General features: G+C 41.2%; 24 protein-coding genes and 1 tRNA gene. 14 read left to right on the top strand and 11 right to left on the bottom strand.

The annotated features are described in order from the left end of the window. Nucleotides 1-28 precede the first annotated feature (28 nt). From lsa66 to CH365_RS04245, 5 genes are all read left to right on the top strand, one after another. Nucleotides 29-1,801, top strand: coding sequence for a fibronectin-binding adhesin Lsa66 (gene lsa66 / locus CH365_RS04265; RefSeq protein WP_100767358.1), 1,773 nt, complete (start codon nt 29-31; stop codon nt 1,799-1,801). A 1-nt stretch (nt 1,802) separates the two neighbouring features. Continuing rightward, nucleotides 1,803-2,549 (top strand): NRDE family protein, encoded by a 747-nt coding sequence (locus tag CH365_RS04260; protein WP_100767357.1) that lies wholly within the window; start codon nt 1,803-1,805, stop codon nt 2,547-2,549. A 7-nt stretch (nt 2,550-2,556) separates the two neighbouring features. Beyond that, on the top strand, nt 2,557-2,940 hold the full coding sequence (locus CH365_RS04255; RefSeq protein ID WP_100721962.1) for a PilZ domain-containing protein: 384 nt from the start codon (nt 2,557-2,559) through the stop codon (nt 2,938-2,940). A gap of 209 nt (nt 2,941-3,149) precedes the next feature. Further along, nucleotides 3,150-3,932 (top strand): SDR family NAD(P)-dependent oxidoreductase, encoded by a 783-nt coding sequence (locus tag CH365_RS04250; RefSeq protein ID WP_100767356.1) that lies wholly within the window; start codon nt 3,150-3,152, stop codon nt 3,930-3,932. Between the two features lie 63 nt (nt 3,933-3,995). Further along, a complete protein-coding gene (locus CH365_RS04245) occupies nt 3,996-5,168 on the top strand; it encodes an MFS transporter (RefSeq protein ID WP_100767355.1) in 1,173 nt (390 codons plus the stop codon). A gap of 14 nt (nt 5,169-5,182) precedes the next feature. On the opposite strand, the gene cueR is transcribed toward CH365_RS04245, so the two are convergent. Further along, nucleotides 5,183-5,569 carry a Cu(I)-responsive transcriptional regulator gene (cueR, locus tag CH365_RS04240; RefSeq protein ID WP_100767354.1) on the bottom strand — a complete coding sequence of 129 codons (387 nt, stop codon included), beginning with the start codon at nt 5,567-5,569 and terminating at the stop codon, nt 5,183-5,185. Nucleotides 5,570-5,706: 137 nt separating this feature from the next. Between cueR and CH365_RS04235 the strand changes: the two genes are divergently transcribed. The 7 genes from CH365_RS04235 to CH365_RS04205 all read left to right on the top strand — a co-directional run bounded on the left by CH365_RS04235 (nt 5,707) and on the right by CH365_RS04205 (nt 13,492). After that, on the top strand, nt 5,707-5,913 hold the full coding sequence (locus CH365_RS04235) for a heavy-metal-associated domain-containing protein (RefSeq protein ID WP_100767353.1): 207 nt from the start codon (nt 5,707-5,709) through the stop codon (nt 5,911-5,913). Nucleotides 5,914-5,917: 4 nt separating this feature from the next. Then, a complete protein-coding gene (locus CH365_RS04230; RefSeq protein WP_100767352.1) occupies nt 5,918-8,305 on the top strand; it encodes a heavy metal translocating P-type ATPase in 2,388 nt (795 codons plus the stop codon). Between the two features lie 76 nt (nt 8,306-8,381). Beyond that, nucleotides 8,382-9,218, top strand: a complete 837-nt coding sequence (locus CH365_RS04225; RefSeq protein ID WP_100767351.1) for an adhesin OmpL37 family surface protein — start codon at nt 8,382-8,384, stop codon at nt 9,216-9,218. A 76-nt stretch (nt 9,219-9,294) separates the two neighbouring features. Further along, nucleotides 9,295-11,256 (top strand): DUF4178 domain-containing protein, encoded by a 1,962-nt coding sequence (locus tag CH365_RS04220; protein WP_100767350.1) that lies wholly within the window; start codon nt 9,295-9,297, stop codon nt 11,254-11,256. Nucleotides 11,257-11,265: 9 nt separating this feature from the next. Next, a complete protein-coding gene (locus CH365_RS04215; protein WP_100767349.1) occupies nt 11,266-11,466 on the top strand; it encodes a hypothetical protein in 201 nt (66 codons plus the stop codon). 1 nt (nt 11,467) lies between these two features. After that, entirely contained in the window at nt 11,468-12,967 is a 1,500-nt protein-coding gene (locus tag CH365_RS04210; RefSeq protein WP_100767348.1) for a polyamine aminopropyltransferase, read from the top strand. 147 nt (nt 12,968-13,114) lie between these two features. Then, a complete protein-coding gene (locus CH365_RS04205) occupies nt 13,115-13,492 on the top strand; it encodes a hypothetical protein (protein WP_100767475.1) in 378 nt (125 codons plus the stop codon). Here the strand turns inward: CH365_RS04205 and CH365_RS04200 are convergent. From CH365_RS04200 to CH365_RS04155, 10 genes are all read right to left on the bottom strand, one after another. Beyond that, nucleotides 13,467-15,491: a PP2C family protein-serine/threonine phosphatase gene (locus CH365_RS04200; RefSeq protein WP_100767474.1), complete on the bottom strand. Its 2,025-nt coding sequence runs from the start codon at nt 15,489-15,491 to the stop codon at nt 13,467-13,469. The two genes, CH365_RS04205 and CH365_RS04200, sit on opposite strands and share 26 nt — an antisense overlap. Nucleotides 15,492-15,502: 11 nt before the next feature. Further along, nucleotides 15,503-15,982, bottom strand: coding sequence for an EVE domain-containing protein (locus CH365_RS04195; RefSeq protein WP_100767347.1), 480 nt, complete (start codon nt 15,980-15,982; stop codon nt 15,503-15,505). After that, a complete protein-coding gene (ftsH, locus tag CH365_RS04190; RefSeq protein WP_100767346.1) occupies nt 15,979-17,955 on the bottom strand; it encodes an ATP-dependent zinc metalloprotease FtsH in 1,977 nt (658 codons plus the stop codon). Before ftsH ends, CH365_RS04195 begins: the two co-directional genes overlap by 4 nt. A gap of 265 nt (nt 17,956-18,220) precedes the next feature. Then, a complete protein-coding gene (pth, locus tag CH365_RS04185; protein WP_100767345.1) occupies nt 18,221-18,790 on the bottom strand; it encodes an aminoacyl-tRNA hydrolase in 570 nt (189 codons plus the stop codon). A 42-nt stretch (nt 18,791-18,832) separates the two neighbouring features. Beyond that, a complete protein-coding gene (locus tag CH365_RS04180; protein WP_100767344.1) occupies nt 18,833-19,456 on the bottom strand; it encodes a 50S ribosomal protein L25/general stress protein Ctc in 624 nt (207 codons plus the stop codon). An 18-nt stretch (nt 19,457-19,474) separates the two neighbouring features. After that, nucleotides 19,475-20,416 carry a ribose-phosphate diphosphokinase gene (locus CH365_RS04175; RefSeq protein WP_100767343.1) on the bottom strand — a complete coding sequence of 314 codons (942 nt, stop codon included), beginning with the start codon at nt 20,414-20,416 and terminating at the stop codon, nt 19,475-19,477. Continuing rightward, the gene (locus CH365_RS04170) at nt 20,413-21,168 is read right to left on the bottom strand and encodes a sugar phosphate nucleotidyltransferase (RefSeq protein WP_100767342.1); all 756 of its coding nucleotides are present in this window, start codon (nt 21,166-21,168) and stop codon (nt 20,413-20,415) included. The genes CH365_RS04175 and CH365_RS04170 overlap by 4 nt, the downstream gene beginning before the upstream one ends. Before the next feature lie 25 nt (nt 21,169-21,193). Next, nucleotides 21,194-21,269 (bottom strand) — tRNA-Gln (locus tag CH365_RS04165). Nucleotides 21,270-21,279: 10 nt separating this feature from the next. After that, nucleotides 21,280-22,173, bottom strand: a complete 894-nt coding sequence (locus CH365_RS04160; protein ID WP_100767341.1) for a 4-(cytidine 5'-diphospho)-2-C-methyl-D-erythritol kinase — start codon at nt 22,171-22,173, stop codon at nt 21,280-21,282. Between the two features lie 45 nt (nt 22,174-22,218). Beyond that, nucleotides 22,219-23,172, bottom strand: a complete 954-nt coding sequence (locus CH365_RS04155) for a helix-turn-helix transcriptional regulator (RefSeq protein ID WP_100767473.1) — start codon at nt 23,170-23,172, stop codon at nt 22,219-22,221. A gap of 164 nt (nt 23,173-23,336) precedes the next feature. On the opposite strand from CH365_RS04155, the gene CH365_RS04150 reads away from it, so the two are divergent. Both CH365_RS04150 and CH365_RS04145 read left to right on the top strand, forming a co-directional pair. After that, a complete protein-coding gene (locus CH365_RS04150) occupies nt 23,337-23,642 on the top strand; it encodes a hypothetical protein (protein WP_100767340.1) in 306 nt (101 codons plus the stop codon). Nucleotides 23,643-23,869: 227 nt separating this feature from the next. Next, nucleotides 23,870-24,277 (top strand): 5-fold beta-flower protein, encoded by a 408-nt coding sequence (locus tag CH365_RS04145; protein ID WP_100767339.1) that lies wholly within the window; start codon nt 23,870-23,872, stop codon nt 24,275-24,277. The last annotated feature ends 47 nt before the right edge of the window (nt 24,278-24,324 follow it).

Raw genomic sequence — 24,324 nt, 5'->3', positions numbered from 1 at the left:
TTTTTCTCGGAAGGAATTTCCTAGTAGCATGTTCGGAAAAATTTTTCCTTTTTTAGGTCTTCTGGGAATTCTGTATTCCTCTTCGGTTTCTGCAAATTCACTCATCAGTACAGAATCCGGCTCCTTCTCTCCGAACTGGGATGGAGTTTCCGACATTCTCCGATTCAAGATACAAACTTCTTCTTTGCCAAAACTCCAAGATTGGGAACTAACGATCAGAAGTGCCTCAGGAGAAACCGTACGAAAATTCGAAGCGGGCAAGATCAGAAAAAAAGGATTCACACTTTTTTCAGACGAGAACGAATTCGCTCCGGAAGATATTTATCTACCACCAATTCTAGAATGGGATGGAGAGAATGAAAATGGAATTCCAGTTGGAGATGGATATTATACCTATCAGTTATTTTTACTTACAGCGAACAAAGAAAGGATACTTTCAGAAGAGTCCACATTCTACTTGGATGCAAGACCTCCTAAAGCAGAAGCAAATTGTAAGACCAAATTATTATTAAGTGAAGATAGAAACTTATCCAAGATCATCATACAACAGAAAACGTCAGGAGAATCCGCGGATATTTTCATCGGAGAATTTTTAGATTCCGAAGGCAGATCCTTAAAAGCATATACTTGGAGAACTAGAGAAGTTCCCTTCCAACTCGTATGGGACGGAACAGATTCTAATGGAAAACCTGTACCCCCAGGTCTTTATACATACAAACTCACAGGAAGAGATCCGGCAGGAAACGAATCCATTGATAAGATTGAGAACCTTACAATCAAAAATGAATCTTCCGGAGTGGATCTAAACGTAGAAGGAGATTTATTCCCCTCCGATCCGACCAATCCCTTAAATCGTATTAAATTTAACTCATACGTTTCTTCTAAATTGAAATCGGATTCTTATGAATTGGAAATTTTTAAAAACGAAGTAAAAGACGATAACCTAGTCTTCTCCCAAAAATCCTTAGGGGAACCTCCTGCAGAACTGATATGGGAGCCCAAAAATAAGGAAAACAAACATTTAGGTCCGGGAATATATCTATATCGTCTAACGGTATACAATAGATATGATAAACATATAAGTGTTCCTAAAAAATTCCAACTTTCCGACCAGAAGCCGAAATTCTCTTACGATGTTTCTCCTAATGGATTTACACCGGACGGAGATTGGCAAAAAGATCTAGTCGAGATCCGTCTAAGATCTAAAGGACTTCCAATCGTATCCTGGAAGATCAATATTATGGAATCTTATTACGATGGAGAAAAGCCGGAAGAGAGAATCGTTCGAAGCTGGAATGGAACAGGAAACGGTCCCGACAAATTGATCTGGTACGGATTAGACGATCAGGGAAGAAGAATAGGATCTTTGGCAGACCTGCGATTTGTTCTCTTTTATAAAGACGTATTCGGCGGAGAGGAAGAATTAGAATTAGGAGATATTAAAACTGATATCCTAGTCGTAAAAGAAAAAGAAGGATTCAGATTCTCCGTCCCAAATCGTATCTATGAAGACAAATGGTGGACATTACCTTCTAAACTAAAATCGGTCTTAAACAAATTCCCCGGGTACAAAGCAGAGTTGCAGATCCACACATCTCATAGAGGAGATGACGAGTACAATCTAAGAGCTTCCGAAGAAAAAGCGAAGAAGGTATTCCAATCCTTATTCGGGAAAGATTATGAATTTGGAAGATATAGATACAGAGGCTACGGTGAAACGTTACCATTGATCTCAGGAAACGGAGCTTACGAAGTGGACCGAAACGAAAGAGTGGACTTCTTCTTAAGTGTAGGAAAATAAAATGTGTACTTCTTTAATCTATAGAGATCCAGACAAAGGAATACTTGGAGTCGGATTTAACAGAGACGAATCCGTGAAGAGGAAACCTTCTCTTTTTCCTCAACTACTAGAATCCAATTCCGGAAAAGCGATAGCCCCAATCGATGGAGAAGCAGGGGGAACTTGGATCGGAGTCAACCAAGCCGGCGAAATTATCTGTCTAGTAAACTACTACGAAGCCACCTTAAAATTACTGCGTAACCCTGTAAGTAGAGGGTTGCTGGTTCGTTCTATACTTTTAGGAGAAAGAACTCCAGAGTCTTATACGGACTCCGAACTAGAAAAATATTATCCATTCAAGTTATTCAAGGTAAGTAAAGAGAAGACCGAAATTTTTATCTGGGACGGTAAAACTTACCAAACCGAAACAGACTCAGAAACATTTGCAGTTTTCGGAAGTTCTTTCACACAAGGACCTAAGGCCCAAGTCGCGAGAAAAGAAACCTTCGATTCGAATTTTCGTCCTTCTTCCCTTCCGGATGCCTCAGGCTTTGCAAATATAGCTAAGTCATTCTTATCTTCTCATCTACCGGAACAAGGCGCTCTATCGCCTTGTATGCATAGAAGAGACGCGCATTCAGTTTCAAGAACAGTAATTGTTTTGGACGGTGCTTCCGTGTATTTGTCCTATAAGAATTCTCAGCCTTGCGAAGAAGGACCTGAAGAAGATTACAATTTCACTTTGACTGAATTTCGAACTTCTGCATGATTGTCGTATGGCGGGCACTAATTCCCTTTTCGACGACAAATACGAATACCGGGACCCTTCTCAACAGAAGAGGAAGAACGCTCGCGTCAAAATCACCATCGACGGTGATTTTATAGTTAAAGGAAAGACCCAAAGATTTCCGGTATTCATCGTTGATATAGGAACAGGAGGAGCAGGCTTAGAGACCCGCACTTCCGTTTTCGAAGGAGACCGGATCATCCTATTCGGAAATATCAACGGCAAAAATATGGAACTTGAGTCAGAAGTGATCCGAGTCTCCGGGAAAAAGGCCAACGTAATCTTCATCAGCCTTTCAGAGGAAGACAAAGATCTCATCCAAGACCTGATCCACAAAAAGTTCTTCGACAAAGACAAAAAACCTCTATCTTAAGTTTGTTTGGCCGCCTCTTCGCTTCGCGAAGACCGGGCTGCTACGGGTTCGCTCCGCTCATCCCTCGCGAACGACCCAAGTGATAGAGGGCACACAGTTCGTTCACTCGGGACAAGCCCTTCGCATCCCTTGCGGGTCCAGATTTTACTTTACAAAAGTGAGCAAATGCTCACATTTTATCACATTATTTCTCAACGGCTCGGCTAAATATGAACTATAAGAATAAGGTAATCTTAATCACCGGCGCATCCTCCGGAATAGGCAGGGCAACCGCATTGGCCTTAGCCAAATTCCAAAACAAAATCATACTAACTGCAAGAAGAGAAAGTCTTTTAGAACAAGTCTCTCAAGAGATCATAAAACAAGGAAGCGAATGTATCACTTACGTAGGAGACGGAAGGGATGAAGCTCATGCGGAATTTGTAGTCCAAGAGATCGTAAAAAAATTCGGAAAAATCGATATAGCATTACTCAATATAGGAATCGGTCCTCCTTCAAATACATTAACCGCCAGTGCTAAGACTATTCTGGACTGTATGAATATAAATTATGGTTCTTTAATTAACTTTTATGTACCTCTTATTCGCCAAATGAAAAAACAGAAAGATACATGTATGATCTCTCATATGAATTCTTTAGCGACTTATTTCGGGATACCTATGCAGGGAGATTATACAGCCTCTAAAGGAGCGGCACGTTTATTTTTAGAAACTGCCAGAATGGAGTTGGAACATTTCGGCATTAAACATATTAGAATCCAAACTTTACATCCCGGTTTTGTAGACACAGAAGCGGTAAAAAACGACGGAATACCTGCCCCCAATCAAATCAGCGAAGAAGAAGCGGCTTCTTTTATTCTAAAAGGTTTTCGAAAAGAATGGAAAGAAAATCGTTTTCCGTTTGGAACTTCGTTTGCTACTCGAATCGGAAGGATAGTACCTCTTTGGTTAAGAACTAAGATCCTTTTGGCGGAAACCCCTAAAAATTTTTGATCCGATTTTTACTACCCAAATAAGGCTGTCCCTCCTAAACCACGTTCATCATAAAGATACAGGATGAAAAAAATCACCAAGGCAGTCTGGATACTTTCCTTCATCAGTTTTTTTACTGACGTATCCAGCGAGATGTTGTATCCGATCATGCCTCTTTATTTAAAGAGTATAGGATTCTCCATAGTTCTAATCGGAGTCTTGGAGGGATTTGCAGAAGCGATCGCCGGGCTTAGCAAAGGTTATTTTGGAAAACTTTCTGACCAAAGCGGAAGACGTGTTCCTTTCGTTCAGTTCGGATATTTATTAAGTGCAGTTTCCAAACCAATTATGGGATTTTTTGCCTTTCCGCTTTGGATCTTTTTGTCCAGGACCCTGGATCGATTAGGCAAAGGAATCAGGACAGGGGCAAGAGACGCATTACTTTCTGACGAGGCAACACCGGAGACCAAAGGTACAGTGTTTGGATTCCACCGCTCCATGGATACTTTAGGAGCAGTAATCGGACCTACATTTGCTTTAATATTCTTATATTTCTATCCGGAGAATTATTCTGCTCTATTTTTTATAGCAGCAATACCCGGGCTCTCTGCATTTTTGATCTCAGGTCTTCTCAAAGAAAAAAATAAAGAAAAACAGTCTTCACAAGAAAAACCGAATATTATCTCTCATTTTATTTATTGGAAGAATGCTCCGATTTCTTATAAAAAAATAGTGATCGGTCTTTTAATCTTTGGATTGATCAATAGTTCCGATATTTTTCTTCTTTTAATGGCAAAAGCCAAAGGTCTAGAGGATTCTCAAGTAATCGGAATATACATTTTCTATAATTTAGTTTATGCCTTGTTTTCTCTTCCTGCAGGTATCTTAGCGGATAAAATCGGGCTAAAACCCACTTTGGTCTTCGGCTTATTTATATTTGCCTTTGTATACGGGGGAATGGTATTCGCAGAAGACAGGATCCATTTTTATTCCTTATTCTTTTTATACGGAATTTATGCCGCAAGTACCGAAGGGATCTCTAAAGCATTGATCACTAATATCATACCTAAAACCGATTCGGCGTCTGCCATCGGAACATTTGCCGGATTGAACAGTATCGCCGCTTTAATTGCGAGTAATCTAGGTGGATTGATTTGGTTTTATTCAGGGTCTAAGAGTATGTTTGCCGTTTCCGCTTTAATATCTGTCATCGTTGCTTTCTATTTTATACGTTTTTCTATTAGAAAGTCAGAATGATCAGAAGGTTCTTATTACCCTTCTAACTCTTCTAAAATAGGACAGTCGGGTCTATGATCTCCATGACAATGTTTTGCTAAATGAGTGAGAGTATCGCACATGGATTGTAATTCCAAAATTTTAGCCTGCATCTCTTTTACATGAGTCATAGCGAGAGATTTGACTTGAGCACTTGCTCTGGATTTATTCTTCCAGAGTCCTAATAATTGTTTGATTTCGGGTAAAGAGAACCCCAGACCTCTGGCTCTTTTGATAAATCTCAATGTATGTATATCCTTTTCTGAATATAATCTATACCCGGATTCTGCCCGAATGGGTTTGGACACTAATCCGATAGATTCGTAATGGCGGACCAATTTTGGATTCACTCCGGATAATTTGGCGACTTCTCCGATATTCATAAAATCATAACCTTCTAACTATTAGAAGGTTTGAAAAAACACTTTTTTATGAAAAAGAGGATTTTTTTCGGATTTGGGCCTTGACCTTCCCACTATTGGAAGGTTGACAATTGGATTATAGATCAAGGAGAAATAAAATGTACGAAATCAAACTATCCGGAATGACCTGCGATCATTGTGTAAGGACAGTCTCAAAAACAATCCAATCCTTCGATGCAGAAACGAAACCCATAGTGGACCTAAACTCACAGACTGCACGTTTCGAAACCAAAAAGGATATTTCCTCTCTTCCTAAAATGTTAGAAGAAGAAGGTTACCCTGTGGTTTCCATCAACCAGGAGTAAACAGATGAGCACAGAAATTAGAGAAGATATCACAAGCTTCTCCCCAGAAGGAAAAACATCCGAGATCACTTTAGATCTTTTCGGAATGACCTGTGCCAACTGTGCAAGAAGAATTGAAACAGGTTTGAACAAGGTCCAGGGAGTGGAAGAGGCTCGGGTCAATTTCGGAAGAGAGACCGCATTCGTAAGATTTAAGGACTATATCGAACCTTCGCAATTATTTTCTAAAGTAGAATCCTTAGGTTATTCTGCTAAAGAACATTCTGAAAACAATTATAAAGAAACGGAAGAACTACATCGAAAAGAAAGATCAAAATTAAGATCCAGATTTTTTATCTCTCTTTTATTTGCGTCCCCACTATTTTATTCCATGGTTTCCCATTTTTCGTTTTTGGAATTCTTACCGAATCCAAAAGCACTTATGCATCCTTGGGTACAATTCCTATTAGCATTTCCAGTCCAATTTTGGATCGGATTCCCATTCTATAAAAGTGCTTTCAGAGCCATCAAGAATGGGAGCGCAAACATGGACGTATTGGTTTCCTTAGGAACATCTGCTGCATTCGGTTATAGCTTTATACTTTCTCTCTTACAAGGAATCCAGCAAGGGGACCTATTCTTCTCTTCTTTATGGGAAGAAGGCACACATCTACATTCTCTTCCTCCGTTATACTACGAAACATCCGCAGTACTACTTTGTTTTATACTCGCAGGAAAATGGATGGAAGCAGAGGCTAAAGGAAAAAGTTCTTCTGCAATCCAAACCTTACTAGAATTAAAACCAGAAATAGCTCGTATTAAAAAAGAAGAATTTTGGTCAGAGATCCCAACAGAATACGTAAAAAAAGGGGATATCCTACAAGTTAGACCCGGAGAAAAATTTCCGGTAGACGGAGTCGTAACAGAGGGTTTTAGCTCCGTGGACGAATCCATGTTAACAGGCGAAAGCCTTCCCCTCGACAAAAAGAAAAACAGTCAAGTATTCGGAGGAACAGTCAACGGAAACGGAAATCTGATCGTCCAAGCCACCTCAGTCGGTTCTGAAACTGTACTCGCATCCATTATCAAAACCGTCGAAGAAGCACAAAGTTCCAAGGCTCCGATACAGAAAATCGCAGATAAAATTTCTGCAGTATTCGTTCCGGCAGTGATCCTGATCTCTTTGTTTAATTTTTTATTATGGTTCTTCTTTTTAGAAGTTGGAGAACTAGGGCCTGCTTTGGAAAAATCAATTGCTATCCTAGTAATTGCCTGTCCTTGCGCTTTAGGTCTTGCAACTCCGATCTCAATTTTAGTCGGAACGGGAAAGGCCGCAAGCCTTGGGATCTTATTCAGAAATTCAGAAGTTCTAGAAACCACCGCTTCCTTAGATCTGATCGCATTCGATAAAACAGGGACAATCACCGAGGGAAATCCTTCGGTGACAGACTATAAGTTCGTCGGAGAAGAGTCGGATCTACTTACTTCTTCCGCATCTGCAGAGTCTGCATCTTCTCACCCTTTGGGAAAGGCGATCGTTTCATTCGTGAAATCAAAAGATCTTTCTATCCTTACTCCTGAAAATTTGCAAACTGTTCCCGGACTCGGGATCACCGCAAAGGTAAACAAAAACAAAATTAAGATTGGGAAACTGGAATTTTTCGACCAGAAGGAAAATTTTCCCAAAGATTTATTAGATATTTCTAATTCTTGGGAGAAAGAAGGTAAAACTGTAGTTTGGGCCAAAGCAGATAGTGAAAAAAATGTCAATTCTACTGATGACCGCGTGATAAATGACGCGACCGGCTCTACTGAGGATTCTATCGGTTCCGCTATTGACGCCGCTGTTGGAACTCCCACATGGATCATTTTTGCAATAGAAGATACAATTCGTCAAAATGCAAAATCCGCCTTAGAAAAATTGGATTCTCTTGGGATCGAAACCTTATTGCTAACCGGAGATCATTCATCTGTAGCTGAGAATATTTCCTCAAAAGTAGGAATCAAGAATGTACATGCTTCCCTTCTTCCCAAAGATAAAGCGGAGATACTTTCCGGTCTACAATCCGATGGCAAAACCGTAGGAATGACTGGCGACGGCATCAACGATTCACCTGCATTAGCAAAAGCGGATGTAGGATTTGCAATGGGTACTGGAACAGGAGTCGCAATCGAGACTGCAGGAGTTGTTTTAGTCAAAGGAGATCTGGAAAAAATTGCAGAAGCAATCCTGATCGCAAAAGCCACCACCGGAAATATCCGACAAAATTTTTTCTGGGCATTAGCCTATAATACTCTCGGGATCCCGATCGCAGCGGCCGGACTTTTGGCTCCTTGGATCGCAGGTGCTATGATGGCTTTCAGTTCCGTTTCCGTGGTCTTAAATGCTCTCCGACTTAAAAAAAGGACATAAGACAAAAAATCGTTCAGTAAAATTTATCTTGTAACGGGGTTCAATTTGGACCCCTCCTATTTCCGAAAATCCTTATATGGGATCGAAAAGAAATTTTACATATTTCATTCTTCTTTTCGCATTTCTAATTCTTCCTTTTGGACAAACAAAGGCAGACTTGGATAGCAACAGAGCCACTGCATTAGTCCGAGTAGAAAGAGGATTAAAACAAAACGAATTTCATCTAAAAGCAATCAACAGCACTATCTCGAATTATGGAACAGAAGAAGATAAGGCATTATTCCGTAGGTGCCTACAACATCATATCGAGACGTTCACTCTGTATTTACAATTCGATCTCGGACACTCTTACGATGAGATGCGCCAAACCCAAAGATTATTAGTGATATTATATTCGAAGGCTGTGGAAGCTTCCGCATCCAATGTGAGAAGAGAATTAGATTTTTTATCCAAGTATGCACTCAGAACAAAAGATGCAGAAGCAAGACATCATTTGGAAATGGGTTACAGAGAATATGGAGCCTCCAATCAAAAAAAGATCATAGCAGATAATACAAGACCTTATTTGCCTGGGATTAAAACCCAATACTTGTACGAGGCTTTGAAATTATTAAAACAATCCAGAGAATACGTCATTCTTCTTTCCTTAAAATTCCTTTCCGATTTTGAACCGGATCTGCAAACCACGGAATTCGAAGAGATTTATAACGAGATCAACCGGGCGATGTTCAGTAAAGCGGACTATTATAATCGGATCCATTTCGATAATCATTTTCATATTTTCAATTCTCCAAATCTGTACGAAGCGACCTGGGAAAATCCAGGCCTCCAAGAATTGGAAAAAGCTTTGGGAGATATCGATCCCGCCAGCGATCGGGCAAGAAGAATGGCAAAACGCTCCGTTATTCCCTAAAAATTCAGGAAATTTCTTTCGACCCCCGTAAAACCAGGATTGACAGAGTATCCTCCCGAAGTTATCACCTTTCTTTGTGTCGGAACTAAGTTGTCCTAATTGCGGAGCCCCCGTACCTATCATCAATAAAGCTTCCGTTTACGCGGTTTGCTCCAGTTGTAAAACCCTCTCCCTTAAGAAAGATGTGAATTTGGAAAAGATCGGCACCGGGGGTGAACTCGCGGACGATCATTCCATTATACAACTCGGAACTCTGGGAAATTATAAGGGCACACCATTTCGTGTGATCGGAAGGATCCAACTCAAATTCGAATTAGGTTTCTGGAACGAATGGCATCTCATGGAAGGAGATGGTAGTTCCGCCTGGCTGGGAGAAGCACAAGGTTCTTATTATTATACAAAACTAAATGTTGGAATTCCTACAGACAAGATCCCAACCTTAGAAGGGGACGATGACCCCATCGTAATCGGCTCAGGGCGAAGAGAAAGGATCACTCCTGGAGACAGCTTTTACTTAGGAGAGAACTGGACCCTAAAAGAGATCATGAAAGCGGTTTGTGTAGGTGGAGAAGGTGAACTTCCCATAGGATTCGAAACCGGATATGAAGCCGTCTTATTAGATTTAGCAAGCGAAGACGGATTATTCGGGACCTTGGACTATTCGGAATCCCCTGCATTATTATTTTCCGGAAATTTTGCTCCATTAGAAGAATTGAATCTAACCGGGCTTAGACAAGAAGAAGTCGCATACAACCAAACACAACTTCCTGCAAAGTCCATAGAATGTAAAGGTTGTGGAGCCTCTCTCAATCAATTCAGCCCTGACTTCTCAAAATCCTTAGCCTGCGAATATTGCGGTTCCGTAATGGACACTGAAAGTGATGATCTGAAAATCATCGCCAAATTCGATCAGGTTTCCAAAGACAATGTTCTTCTCCCTTTAGGAACTCCGATTAAATTACCTGATTTTCCTGAATCCAAGGTAATTGGAGTATTACGAAAATCGACTGAGGTGGATGACGAAACTTACACCTGGACTGATTATCTTCTACGATACAAAGGCGGATACGCTTGGTTGAATGAGAATGGAGACAACTGGACCTATTTTGAACCTCTTCCAGGCGTTCCTAAATGGGCTCCAGGACTAAAACGTGTCTTCCAAAAAAGATCTTATAAATGGTTCGCTAATGCTGATTCCAATACGGACTTTGCTTTGGGAGAATTTTACTGGAAAGTTTCGGCAGGAGAGAAGGCACAGATTGAGGATTTTATCTCTCCACCTTATATGATCTCTTCCGAAAGAACGGATAATGAACTTTTCTGGTCCAAAGGGACTTTTATCTCTTTCGAGACAATGAAGTCCTCTGTCCCTCTGGATACCGCTTCTAAATTAAGAAAACCTGAAATAGTCGGAGTATGTGAGCCGAATCCATTCAAGATCAGATTGAAACGAAATCTCTGGGTAGCATCCGCTCTCACAGCCGTATTTCTTGCGTTCCAAGTGTACGGATGTATCAAGGCTAAAAATCAAATAGTCTATCAGGGAAAATTCAAATACGTCCAAACCTCCATGCCGAATTCGGAAATTGGCAGCGCTAATTTTAGGGATAATTCTTTCGTAACGGACGTATTCGAACTAAAGGGAGAAGCAAGCGAGAATGTGGAGATCCAGATCGAAGCTCCCGAATTAGACAATAAGTATCTATTCTTCTCCGCTGTCCTGATCAATGAGGATACGGATACAGCTTACGATACTTCTATCGAAACCAGTTATTATCATGGGGTTGACGACGGAGAATCTTGGTCCGAAGGTTCCAAATCGGATTCTAAATCTTTAGCTGAGATCCCTCCGGGAAGATATTATCTTAGATTGGAAAGCCAATCCGATTTCCCTGTAGGTTGGGGCTCCGATTATAATGTAAAGGTAATCAGAGACGTGATGAGCCCTGCTCCATTCTTCTTATTCGGTATCTTTTTATGGCTTCCTTTGATCTATACTTTTTTCAGAAGTTACTCTTTCGAATCCAAAAGAGTTTAAGGATTTATTATGTGGAATTTTTTAAAAGGTCTTGTTTATCCTTTCTTCGCAGCCTCATTAGGACTTGGATTTTTTTCGGAATACACTAAAGGTGGAGCCTCCACCGATTTTGAAGAAGTGAATCAGGTTCCTAAAACTGTCAGACAAAATCCAGGGATCTACCGTTCTCACTACGCTTGGTTCACCAGAAATTTCCCGGGGGGAAAATAAACTGCAGAGAGCCCTATTAATCTCCGTTTTAATCCTTTCTTCCTGCGGTTTAGTCTACGAACTATTAGCAGGCACTGTTGCCAGTTATCTTCTCGGAGAAACAGTCACTCAATTCTCTTTAGTCATAGGTGTTTATCTATTCTCCATGGGTATTGGTAGCTGGCTTTCCAGATACTTAATAGAAGATCTAATCCCTAAGTTTTTGGATGTGGAACTCGCCTTAGGTTTATTAGGCGGGTTCAGTGCGGCAATTTTGTTCTTAAGTTTTGGACAAACTAGAATTTTTCAGATCCCGCTCTTTACTATCGTTGTCGCAGTCGGAACACTGGTAGGGATGGAAATTCCTCTCCTTCTCCGCATCCTAAAAAACAAATTAGGATTTCGCGATATGGTTTCTAAAGTACTCAGTTTGGATTACGCTGGGGCGCTTTTAGCTTCTTTGGCGTTCCCAATATTCTTCGCTCCTAAACTAGGAATGGTGAGGACTTCTTTCTTTTTCGGGTTATTGAATGCAGGAACTGCTTTATGGGGGACGTTTGTTCTTCCTATATCCGAAAAACATAAAAACCTACTAAGGGCAAAATCCGCTCTTGTATTGACCCTATTAGGATTAGGATTCGCATTCTCTGAAATGATCACCTATTACAGTGAAGAAAATCTATTTTCGGACGAGATCATTTATTCCAAACAAACTAATTTCCAAAAGATCATAGTCACTAGATACAAAAGTGAACTCAGACTTTTTTTGAACGGGCATTTACAATTCAGTTCCAGAGACGAATATAGATACCACGAAACATTAGCACATCCGGCCCTTCTCTCTCACCCAAACCCAAAAAGAGTATTGGTCTTAGGAGGAGGAGACGGACTCGCAGTGAGAGAGATCTTAAAACATCCAGGTGTAGAATCTATTACATTGGTGGATCTAGATCCCGAGATGACACGTATCTTTTCAGAACAACCAATTCTCACGGAGATAAACGGATCCAGTTTAAAAAATCCTAAAGTAACAGTACAAAACGCGGATGCTTTTTTATGGTTAGAAGAGTCTAGTTCGGTATTCGACGTGGTACTGATAGATTTTCCCGACCCAAGCAACTTCTCCATTGGAAAATTGTACAGCACAGCATTTTATAGAAGTTTAAAACGAAGACTAAACGAATTTTCAGTCGTGGAGATACAGTCCACCTCTCCTCTATTTGCCAGAATGTCTTTCTGGTGCGTAGAAGCCACTCTTAAGGAATCAGGATTTAATACCAGAGCATTGCACGTATATGTTCCTTCTTTCGGAGAATGGGGATTTGTTTTAGGAAGTGTGGGAAAACTCGGAGGATATAGAAAAGAACTCCCGGCAGGATTAAAATTCCTGAATGAAACGGAACTCAAATCCATTTCGGAATTTCCCCAAGATATGTCCAGAGTACCCACGGAACCCAACCGATTGGATAACCAAAGTCTTGTACGTTATTACGACCAAGAATGGAATCGTATCTTAGATTAAAAAGATCCGAACTTCTTCTCTTTCATAGGTTCCCAAAATTTCAAAACGGTATAGATTTTTAGAAACTAGGATTCTTTCTTAAAAAATGGAAATAACTTCCCTAAACTTATAAAGGCTTAAAAATTGAGGAAAAGAGGACTTTCTCAGATGAACCGTAAACTTAAAAATATTTGTATCGTTTTATTATTCTTATTCGGTGTTTCCGCTTCCTATGCACAATCCGGAACCACAGAAACCACGTTACACGATTTTATGGAAGATTATACCAAACCGGCTTCCAAAAAGGCTAAAAAAGGAGACAAGGCAGCGCTCGAAAGGATCTTAAAAGAAGTTCCGAACTGGGCTTTAGACGATCAAAAAGTAAAATGGAAAGAGATCGCCGACACAGCACTTGCTTCAGGCGATCTGGAATCTTCCTGCAAAAACTGTCATAAAGAATACAAAAAGGAATATAAGAAGAATTACAGAAAACGTCCGATCCAAGTTTCCAACGAGCTAATTAGCTTTTTGAAAAACTCGAAGTAATTTCCTTTTTAAAACTTTCATCGGGGATCGGCAAATAATCTAAGACGAGAAAGGTCAAATCATCTTCGAAATGTTTTCTGTTCCCCGTAAAACTTCTTACAGTAGCAAACAAATCCTCGGCTAGTTTTTCTCCCGTGGATTGCATATGTTCACTTAACAATTTATAATATCTTTGGAATCCGAAAATTTCGCCGTTCTTACTTCTTGCTTCTGTGATCCCATCCGTATAAATGATTAAACGATCTCCAGGTTTCATCTGAAATTCGATCACGGAATTTTTCAGATTCGGATCCATTCCCATGATCCAACCAGGTAAAAATATCTCCTTGGTTTCTCCTGATTCCTTGTCTATTGCAACAATAGGAGGATGTCCTGCATTGGAATAAGTCACCTTTCCATTCGCAGGATCGATTAGAAGATATGCCGCGGTGATAAAATGTTTTCCGTACTTACCGCTCAAGGATCTATTAATACTTCTCAAAACTTCTGCCGGATCTTCATTCTTTCTGGATTCAATGGAGAAGGCCAATTTCACCATGGAAGAAATGATCGCTGCAGGAACACCATGACCGGAAACATCCGATAAAAAAATCCCCAACTTGCCGGATTCCAAATGTTGAAAATCGTAGAAGTCTCCTCCGACCGAACTTGCAAATTCACTTCGTACGGAAAGTTTGAGATTTTTTACTTCAGGTAAACGATCCGGAAGAATGGACTCTTGCAGTTCCCTTGCGATCTTCAGCTCTTGCTCGATCTCGGTTAACTTCAATTGGCTTTCGTAATTTTCAAGTCTAGCCTGTAGAGAATCCTTCTCCAATGTTTTGATACGATCCGCCAAGGCGAATGAAAGAAGTGTCATCTCCACCAAGGAACCGAATTGTGCGGACCAATGAGTAAGTTCCGTATCTTGGATGATGGACAAATTCCTAAGAGCAGTGATTAAAACGAAAAGGATCAGAACGGACCAAGCTAAGAGGAAATAACGTGCAGGACGATATCCTCTTCTCAATCGGATCGCAGCAGAATAGATCACTAAAACTGCGGCAAGGAAAGGATACCAGGAAACGGCCCAGATCATAAGCCCATAAATGCTGGAAAATAAAGAGGCAATAAACCCTAAGACCGCAATCCCGGACAATATTAAGAAAGCATAATTCTTCCAGCCTGTCTCTCTTTCCATATGTAAGAAGGACCGCGTAAATAAAAGCGAGAATGCTACCGACAAAAACGCAAAACCGGTCAAATAATCGTTCCAAGAAGTAGCAGGAGCCGGGATCAGATATTGTGCCCCCACTCCCGTTACCGACATCTGCCAAAGTCCATAAAACAATAGATACAGAACATAGAAGAAATAACTGGAGTCCTTCACCACAAAAGCAAGAAATCCGTTATACACCAACATGATCCCAATCGCCCCAAAGAAGATCCCTAAGAACAAATTTTCCATTTGGATATGAGCGGCGAATTCCTTGGGGGCCCAGGCTTGAAAATTCAAGACCAAGGATCTTCTGGTAGAAGCATGAATTAAAAATTCTTCCTGTTTGTTGGGAGGAGTTTCAATAAGGAATGCTGGTTGGATATACGACATCCTCAGATCTCTGGAAAGTTCGGACCAAGCCCATCCCCCCGGTCCCCATACTCTTTTGTAGACAATGAGATTTTCCATCCCAGGGTTATTCAGAACCAAATACCAGGAGATTGTTCCTTCTTTAGGCGGAGCTTGGATCTTGAACTTTATCAAAAACTGATCGTCGGTAAAACTGAAAGAAAGACTGTCCTTCTCAACTTTCGTCCAGTCGCCTGTTTCTAAGTCGGTAGGAGTTTTAACTTCTCCCGGACGGATCTTTCTGATAGAAGTAAATTTATTTATAGGAGTTCCGGACATAGAACCGGAGATCGGAAAAACGGGAACATCTTCCTGAGAATATAGAGAACCTATACTCAGGATGAGGATCAGCAGAATGAAGCTGATATTCCGAATTTTCCGGAAAATATTCACCAAAAATCTCCCTAACCGAGGAGACTTTTTGCCCCGGCCAATTTACAAATATAATGAAAATGTTCTTCGCTAACCGGTTGGATCGAAAGTCTACCACCTGGCTGCAAAAGGACCATTCCTTTTAGTTGCCCGTGGGATCTTAATTCTTCTAGCGAAATTGGGCGAGAAAATTTTTCCTTAAATTTCACATCTACCATGAACCAGGTCGGTTTTTGTGGATCACTTTTTGGATCATAATACTTATGTTTCTTATCGAAAGCAAAATGATCCGGATATCCCTCTTTGACTACTTCCGCAAGTCCTGCCACATGAGGAGGTTTACAACTACTATGGTAGAATAGGATGAGATCCTTTTTTTTGATCTCATCCCTTAGGTAATTTCTCGCTCCATAACCTCTGACTCCCTCCCAAGGCGCTGTTTTGCCGGGAGAAGAAGCCAAAGTATCAATGGAAAAAACGTCGGGCTCGGTTTTAAAAAGCCAATATTTCATTCAATGCCGGTAGAATATGCGGGTTTGCTCGGAATTTCTCCCGCCTTCTCCTTTTTGTTAGAACGTTCCGTTTTCTTTTTAGTTTCTTCGTGAGCAGGATGAACAATTGCCATCAACTCATCGTGAGCCACTGTTTCTTTTGCAAGAAGCGCTTTTGCAAGATTTTCGAACTTGGTGGAGTTTTTACGAACTAGTTCCCGGCCTTTGTCGAGGCAGGTCTGCACTATATTGCGGATTTCCTTGTCGATCATGGCTGCAAATTCTTCGCTATAAGCCTTATTACTTTGGCCCATGTCCCTTCCTAAGAAAGGACTTTCGTGGCCGCTGCCATAATTGATTGTGCCCAGTTTTTCCGACATTCCCCAATCACAGACCATTCTTCTTGCGATATTGGTAGCTTGTTGGATATCGTTGCTGGAACCGGTAGAAGTCATTTTGAATTTGTATTCTTCTGCGATGAACCCGCCCATACAAACTACGATCTGATCCAACCAGTATGCTTTTGTATGAATATGTTTGTCTTCTGTAGGAAGAGATTGTGTAAGACCTAATGCCCTTCCCCTTGGAATAATGGTCACCTTGTGAACAGGTTCCGTATAAGCCAGAAGTGTTCCTAAGATTGCGTGACCTGCTTCGTGATATGCAATCACCTCTTTTTCCTTTTCGGAAATGAAGAAGGATCTGCGCTCAGGGCCCATCATCACTTTGTCACGAGCTTCTTCTAATTCTTCTTGGGTTACACGTTTTTTATTCTTACGTGCTGCAAGTAGAGCTGCCTCATTGATCAGGTTAGAAAGATCTGCACCTGTAAATCCAGGGGTTCCTCTTGCGATAGAATTCAAAGAGATATCACTGGTTAAAGGAACTTTTCTGGAGTGAACTTTTAGGATCTGTTCTCTACCGTTCAGATCCGGAAGATCCACGATGACTTGTCTATCAAAACGTCCCGGTCTGAGTAACGCAGGATCTAAAACGTCAGCGCGGTTGGTAGCTGCCATTACGATCACACCTTCGTTCTTCTCGAATCCGTCCATCTCAACGAGCATTTGGTTTAGGGTCTGTTCTCTTTCGTCATGACCACCGCCCCATCCGGCTCCTCTCAATCTTCCCACTGCATCGATCTCATCTATAAAGATGATACATGGAGAATTTTTCTTACCTTGTTCGAATAGATCTCGAACACGAGAAGCTCCCACACCTACGAACATTTCAACGAAGTCGGAACCGGAAATACTGAAGAATGGTACTCCAGCTTCTCCTGCAACTGCTCTTGCGAGAAGAGTTTTACCTGTTCCGGGAGGACCCACCAAAAGAACTCCGGTTGGGATTCTTGCACCCATAGCTTGGAACTTTTTAGGGTCTTTTAAAAATTCTATAATTTCGACCAATTCGGTTTTGGCTTCTTCGCAACCTGCAACGTCTGCGAAACTTACCTTAACCTTAGGATCCACAGTCATCTTAGCTTTGGATTTTCCGAAAGAAAAAGCCTTATTACCGGTAGACTGGACTTGGCGCATAATGAAAAAGTAAAATACGAAAATACCGATCACCGCGATGAGAAGGAATGAACTTAACATTCCGAATCCGTGTCCGTTCTCAGAAGGAACTACTTCCAGATCGATATTCGTTTTTCTTAAAGAAGAAAGGAATTCTTTGTCGATAGGAGCGATCCTTGTCTCGAAACGAACAGGAGTTTTTGCGGAACCTTCTTCAAACGGTTCGTAACATCCTTTAATCATATCTCCTTCTAACACCAGCTTATCACAGCCAGGGAAGTTAGAGTCCGTAGTCTTAACCAGCTTGCCCTTCGGTTTGGAAGAAGCGTCCGGTTCTACCATATTCATAAATTGAGAAAACGGTAATATTCTAGGTTTGCCCAGAGCAGTCTGGATCTGCGGTACAAGAAGTGCTAATCCTAGGATTACTAAAATGAAAAGTATAAGTAATCTAAGACCTTTATTATTGTTATTCATGTGTAACTCCCAAGCTCCGCCATCTCTTCGGAGCCACATTCTTCCCGTAGATTAGACTAAAGGAAACAGGCATTGAACCTGCCGGAATCGTAAACCGGTATATACTCTTTGGAAACCAATTTCTTACAAAAGGTTCCCCATTAATCAGAGTCCCTTTTTTTCCGGAAAAGTAAAGGATTTTTAGATCTCGACGGAACCGAGAGGAAAATTAGATAAAAGAAATTTATTCGGACCAGTTACGGATTTTTTTCAGAAAAACCAGATCTTACAATCTGTATTTTTCGATCACGTCTTCGATATCGCCCAAACTAATGGAACGAATTGCGGCTTCCGCGTCGTTGATTATCTGGATCAGACTTAAGTTTTCCAAAGGTTGGAAATCTTCCTTTAAAAATCCGTCCAGATTAGAACTGTCGGCATCGAACTCTTCGTTGCCTATCCCAATTCGGATGCGAATAAAATTCGGAGAACGTAAGGATTGGATCACTGATTTGATCCCAGGGTTCTCGTTTCCGTTAGCTCCCTTATCCACGACAATTTTACCCAAGGGTAAGGTCCAATCTTCGTGGATTACTAGGATATCCTGCACCTGAATTTTCAGGAAGGAAGCTATGTACAAAACGGATTCTCCCGATAGATCGCTGAAGGTCTGAGGTTTTAATAATACAACCTCTTCTCCTTCGAAATCACCTCGCCCGATCAAAGACTTTTTCTTTTTAGTCTTGATCTCGACGTTGATATTATTCGCGATCACGTCCAAAATTTTGAAGCCGATATTCGCTCGGTTATTATTGTATTTATCTCCGGGATTACCCAATCCGACGATTAGCTTCATACAATAACGTACTCCAAATTTTTAGATCTCGGGACGGGGAAATTATTTCCCTTTTTTACCTGCAGGTTTTGCTCCAGCAGCTTCCTTAGCTTCTGCTCTTTCTTGAGCAAGTAAAGCTTTGGTTTTTAGAACTGCTGCTACGATCGGATCTCCGTTAACCAAAATTTCCCAACTTGCAGGAACTTTTAGGTTACTAACTTTGATAAAATCGCCTACATCTAGATCGGTTACGTCTAGAACTAGAGTCTCAACCAGATCCTCAGGAACAGTTTTTACACGGATCTCGTGGATCAAATGGTCGAATTGGCCACCCATCTTAGAACCTTTTGCAGTTCCTTCGGTGCGAATTCCGATCTTAGTAACGATTTTTTTACCAGGCTCTACTTTGTAGAAGTCTACGTGGCGAATCCTGTCGATCTCAGGGAAACGTTGTACTTCTTTTACGAAAACCTTTTGGACTCCTTGTCCCTCTACTTCCAACTCGATCAGAGTGGATTGACGGATCCCGGAATGAACTAGTTTTTCAAGTTCTTTCTCGTTTACGGAACCGGATGCGGCATTTCCGCCTCCGATAATGTTAATAGGGACTTGTCCAGCGGCACGAAGACGATTATTCACGTTCTTGCCGGTTTCAGTCCTTTTTGTAACAACTAATTTGTGGCTCATGGTTTTTACCCTTGTTTCTTATATAAATAGATCGCTGACCGATTGATTGGTCGATATTCTCTGGATCGCAGCTGCGAATAACGGAGCTACGGAAAGAGTTTTTAACTTAGCAATTCTCTTGGATTCTGGAATTTCAATCGTATTGGACAATACAACCTCAGTAAAAGGTGTAGCATTCAAACGATCAATAGCTTCTCCGGAAAGAACTCCGTGAGTAGCCGCACAATATACTGACTTGGCTCCATTTTTTAAGAGAGCGTCGGCAGCTTTACAGATTGTGCCCGCAGTGTCGATCATATCATCCAGAAGGATACAATTCTTACCTTCTATCTCTCCGATTACATTCATCACTTCTGAAACGTTCGCCTTAGGTCTTCTTTTGTCTATGATCGCTAAGGTTGCGTTTACCTTTTTACCGAAAGATCTTGCTCTTTCCGCACCGCCGGAGTCGGGAGAAACGATGACTAGATCTTCGAATTTCTTGCTTAAAATGTATTCTACAAGTACAGGACTGAAATGTAAATTATCCACAGGCACCTTAAAGAAACCTTGGATCTGGTCCGCATGAAGGTCCATAACGATAACTCTGGTCGGTCCTAAGGTCTCGATCAGATCCGCAACTACTCTTGCGGAAATCGGAACTCTTGGTTCCGCTTTTCTATCTTGGCGTCCGTAACCATAATAAGGAACAACGACCGAAATACTTTTTGCAGAAGCACGTCTTAACGCGTCCATTATCAAAAGTAATTCCATCAGATTATCGTTTGCGGGAGCAGAAGTGGACTGGATTAAAAATACGTCTCTTCCTCTTACGTTCTCTTCTATCTTAACTGCGATTTCTCCGTCGGAAAATTTACGAAGATTAATTTTGCCCGGCTCTATTCCAAGCTCTTGGCAAATTTCATTTGCGATCGTACGATTAGAAGATCCCGAAAAAACTGCGATATTAGTGCTGCTCATTTTGCAACTGCTCCGTTCAAAACTGCCGCTAAGTTTTCCAGGTCTGCAGGAGAATTCACACCTTGGCTTTCTCCGCTGTTTTTAAGAATCACTGCGCCCAACTTTTTTCCTTCTTTTTTATACAACTCAACAAGATCAGGAAGATAATATTCTCCCTGAGCGTTGCTGTTTCCGATTTTTCTTAGAGATTCGAAAAGAATTTCGGAACTGAAAACATAAGTTCCGGTGTTGATCTCGTTTATTTTTTTCTGTTCCGCATCCGCGTCTTTTTCTTCAACGATTGCGGTGACTTCTCCGGAAGAATTACGAACGATCCTTCCGTAACCGGTAGGAATATCTACCTTTGCCGAAAGAAGTGTAGCGGAGAATTCATTTTGGACATGAGTGGAAACGAGAGAACCGAATGTTTCCCCAGTGATCATAGGAACATCACCGCAAGCTACAAGGATAGGACCTTTATGGGATTTAACAAATTCTTCGGCACTTAATACTGCATGAGCCGTGCCTAATTGTTCTTTTTGTTCGGCAAAACGAATGCCGGGAATTCCTGCACAAAGTGCTTGGACTTCTTCTTTTTTATAACCTACAACTATGACTATGTCATGGATCCCAGCCTCTTTGAGGTGATCGATAACATGGTTTAAAAGGGGCTTTCCATTTAAAGGAACAGCCACCTTTGGGAGCTCCGTCTTCATGCGGGTTCCCTTTCCCGCAGCTAATACTACGGCGACTGCTTCCTTTTTGGCGTCCATTCAGTAATCCGGTGAAATCAAACAGTGGCTGGGCCGATAGGATTCGAACCTATGAAATGGCGGTACCAAAAACCGCTGCCTTACCACTTGGCGACGGCCCAGTTTCGTTCTTTAATAATTAAAGCTTACAAACGTAAGGTCGGGAAATTCCGTTTGCATTTTGGCGAACAGCTCTTCCCGTATTTCCAATCCCTGCACCAAACCATAGACACAAGATCCGGATCCGGTTAAGGAGGAGTAACTAGCTCCATTCGCCAAAAAACTTTCCTTTAATTTCCCCAGTTGGGGAAACTTTTGGAAGGCAAGAGGCTCGAAGTCGTTTACGAGCTTTTCTCTCAAAGCCGCCCAATTCCCTTCTTTTAAAGAAAACTCGACGTCATTGCCTAGAGAAATCCATCTTTTCGAGGGAGGGTCGGCTTGTAAAGGCTTTTTGAGACCTGCGTACATTTCGGCGGTCGAGAGCACTTGAGGAGTTAAAGCCAAAATTCCCTGTCCAGGATGCACTTCTATGTCTTTCAAGATCTCACCTTTTCCGGACACCAAACAATGATTTTCGGCTAAGAAGAATGGAACGTCTGCTCCGATCTCGGCCGCCAGTTTGAAAATATGATCCGAATGAAACTCAGGACTCAATCCGAAATAGAAAGAGAAAAGTGAGGCAGCGTTTGTGGATCCACCTCCAAGCCCTGCAGCAGGAGGAATTTTTTTTGTAAGATGGATCCTGACACCCGGAAGTTCCCTGTAATGTGCGCGGATCTTGGAGAAGGTTTTGAAAAGGATATTTTTACTTAAGTCTCCTTTCTCAGAGACTTCGTCGTACAAACGTCTCTTTTCTAAAATGATCTGATTATTAGAAACCAACTCGAAAGATCCGGGAGAGATCGGTTCTATCTGAATATCGTCTCCCCAATTTATGCGTAAGAATACACTTCGGATCTCATGAAATCCATCAGGCCTTTTATATGGGATCTCTAACCCTAAGTTGATCTTTGCGGGAGAAAGCAAGGTATATCCTGAATCAACTCTAAATAGCGAGGAGTCAATCGATTCCTAATAGACGGAACCGGAAGAAATGGTCTCCCAATATGCAGTCATCCTTTCCTTTAACGCAGGTGGACTATGAAGAATTACATTCGGACCAAAACCTTTCAGAACAGACAAAAACCAATCCTGGTTCCGAATCCTTGCTTTAGAAAGATAATATATGGTATCTCCGATCTGCTTTTTGCCAGTAGTTCTTTCCAAATGTAAGCGAGAATGTAGATTAAAATACACTTCTGCAGTATGATAGATCTCTGCAAAATTCGGATCACCTTCTCCTCCTTGGACAAATTCTTTTAATTTAGAGATTGCATTCTTTCTTTCTGCATCCGGAATCTCTGCTACATTCTCTTGAGTTCTGTTCAATTGAAGAATAGAATCCAATCTAAACGTCCTGGGGGCTTTCCTAGAATGACAATAGCCGATCAGATATTCTTCTCTAAAACTTAGAAGAGCCCAAGGATCCACTTTCCTAGATCCGGGCTCCGATTCTCCCTGCGCACGATATTTGATCTGTAAAGATTTACCTTCGGAAATAGAATCCTCGATATTTTTCTTTAATTCATTTTCACTAGGAATCCCTGCAGAAGGAAGAATTGTATGAATTTTATCTAATATAGATTTCAGAATTTTTTTTCTGGAAGGACCCGCTTCTTTTTCGTCTTCTTCCAAAAATAATTTCCGGATTGTGGCCCATTCTTTTACACTTAATACCAAACCTTGCTCGAGACTCAAAGGCATACGAATACCGATCGTCTCTCCATCATAGTCCAATTCCACAAATTGGTCTGGAGTATAAGGATAAGAACCCACCATATATAATTTTCCGAGTTCCTTTTTGAGATCTTTTATATCATCGATACCGGAATATTTAGAAAGATCCTCCAGGCTCATTCTTTTGTTTTCCTGCAAAAGATGAATCACCGCTAATTTGGTTTGGAGTTTTTTCGTACTTGGATTCATGCCGGACATTCTTTCTTTCGGGAAATTTAGAGGCAATCAGAAATACGTATCATTTGAGAAGGAATTTTTCAGACCCTTATTTTTACTAAATCGTAATCCAAAACACAGGATTTTAAGACGGATGATACCTGTTTGTCCAGCCCTTCCTATAGAATAGGTTTTATATGACCCAAACGTCTTTTTTAAAAAATACATTTAGACTTCTTCCTAAATTTTATCTGGAGTTATTCGATTCGGACCAAGTGTTCCTGGCCGCTGCCCAGATGATCGGAAAAAGAATCTTACGATTTCGTATCGATTCCAGAGTTTCTTATAAAAAAGGAGATGGAGTTTATGGAAGATTGTACGGACTTAAATCCAGTTTTTATATTCCAATCTCTGGAATTATAAAAGAAAGAAAAGAAATACAATCCAAATACTATTCCAAGGTTTGTGAGCTGGAATTAGAGTCCGACGAGGATATGGAATAGCGAATAACGTTATAACTCGATCGATCTTCGGACCTTCTACTCGCAAAAGTCAACTCAGTTACAGCAAACGGAATGAACAATACATTTTATTCAATGAATCGAAAGTAGAGGTGTGACTTGGATCTCTGAGATCAGGAGAAGAGGAAGGAACAATCCATTTTCAAAAAATACCCCGCAAAAATTATTTCCATACTTGTTTCTTATGAATATAAAACGGAGATAAATGAATGAAACCAATTTTGAAACTCGTAGCTGTGGTCCTCTTTGTGAGCGCCGGTTTGGGCTCCTTGCAGGCAGGTGATCTGAGAAAGAACGGCTCTCTTATTGGCAGTATCGACTCCAGTGGAGATGTAAGGCTGAACGGGTCTCTTGTGGGAAGATTTGAATCCAACGGGGATGTTCGGAAAAACGGAAGCCTGATCGGCAGAATCGACTCTAACGGAGACATTCGAATGAACGGTTCACTAGTGGGTTCGATTGATTCCAGCGGAGATGTACGCAAGAACGGAAGTCTGATCGGACGAATTGATAGCAATGGCGACGTGCGAAAAAATGGTTCCTTGATCGGGAGTGCAGTTGGAATTCCAAGAGCACAAGCAGCAGGATTCTTTTTCTTCTACTTTTTGAACGAGTAAGATTGGAACAAAGCTACACTCGGTTGCCTGCACATCCTGTGCAGAGC

Source organism: Leptospira neocaledonica (assembly GCF_002812205.1).
Taxonomy (GTDB): domain Bacteria; phylum Spirochaetota; class Leptospiria; order Leptospirales; family Leptospiraceae; genus Leptospira_B; species Leptospira_B neocaledonica.
This window is presented reverse-complemented; position numbering and strand designations above follow the sequence as displayed.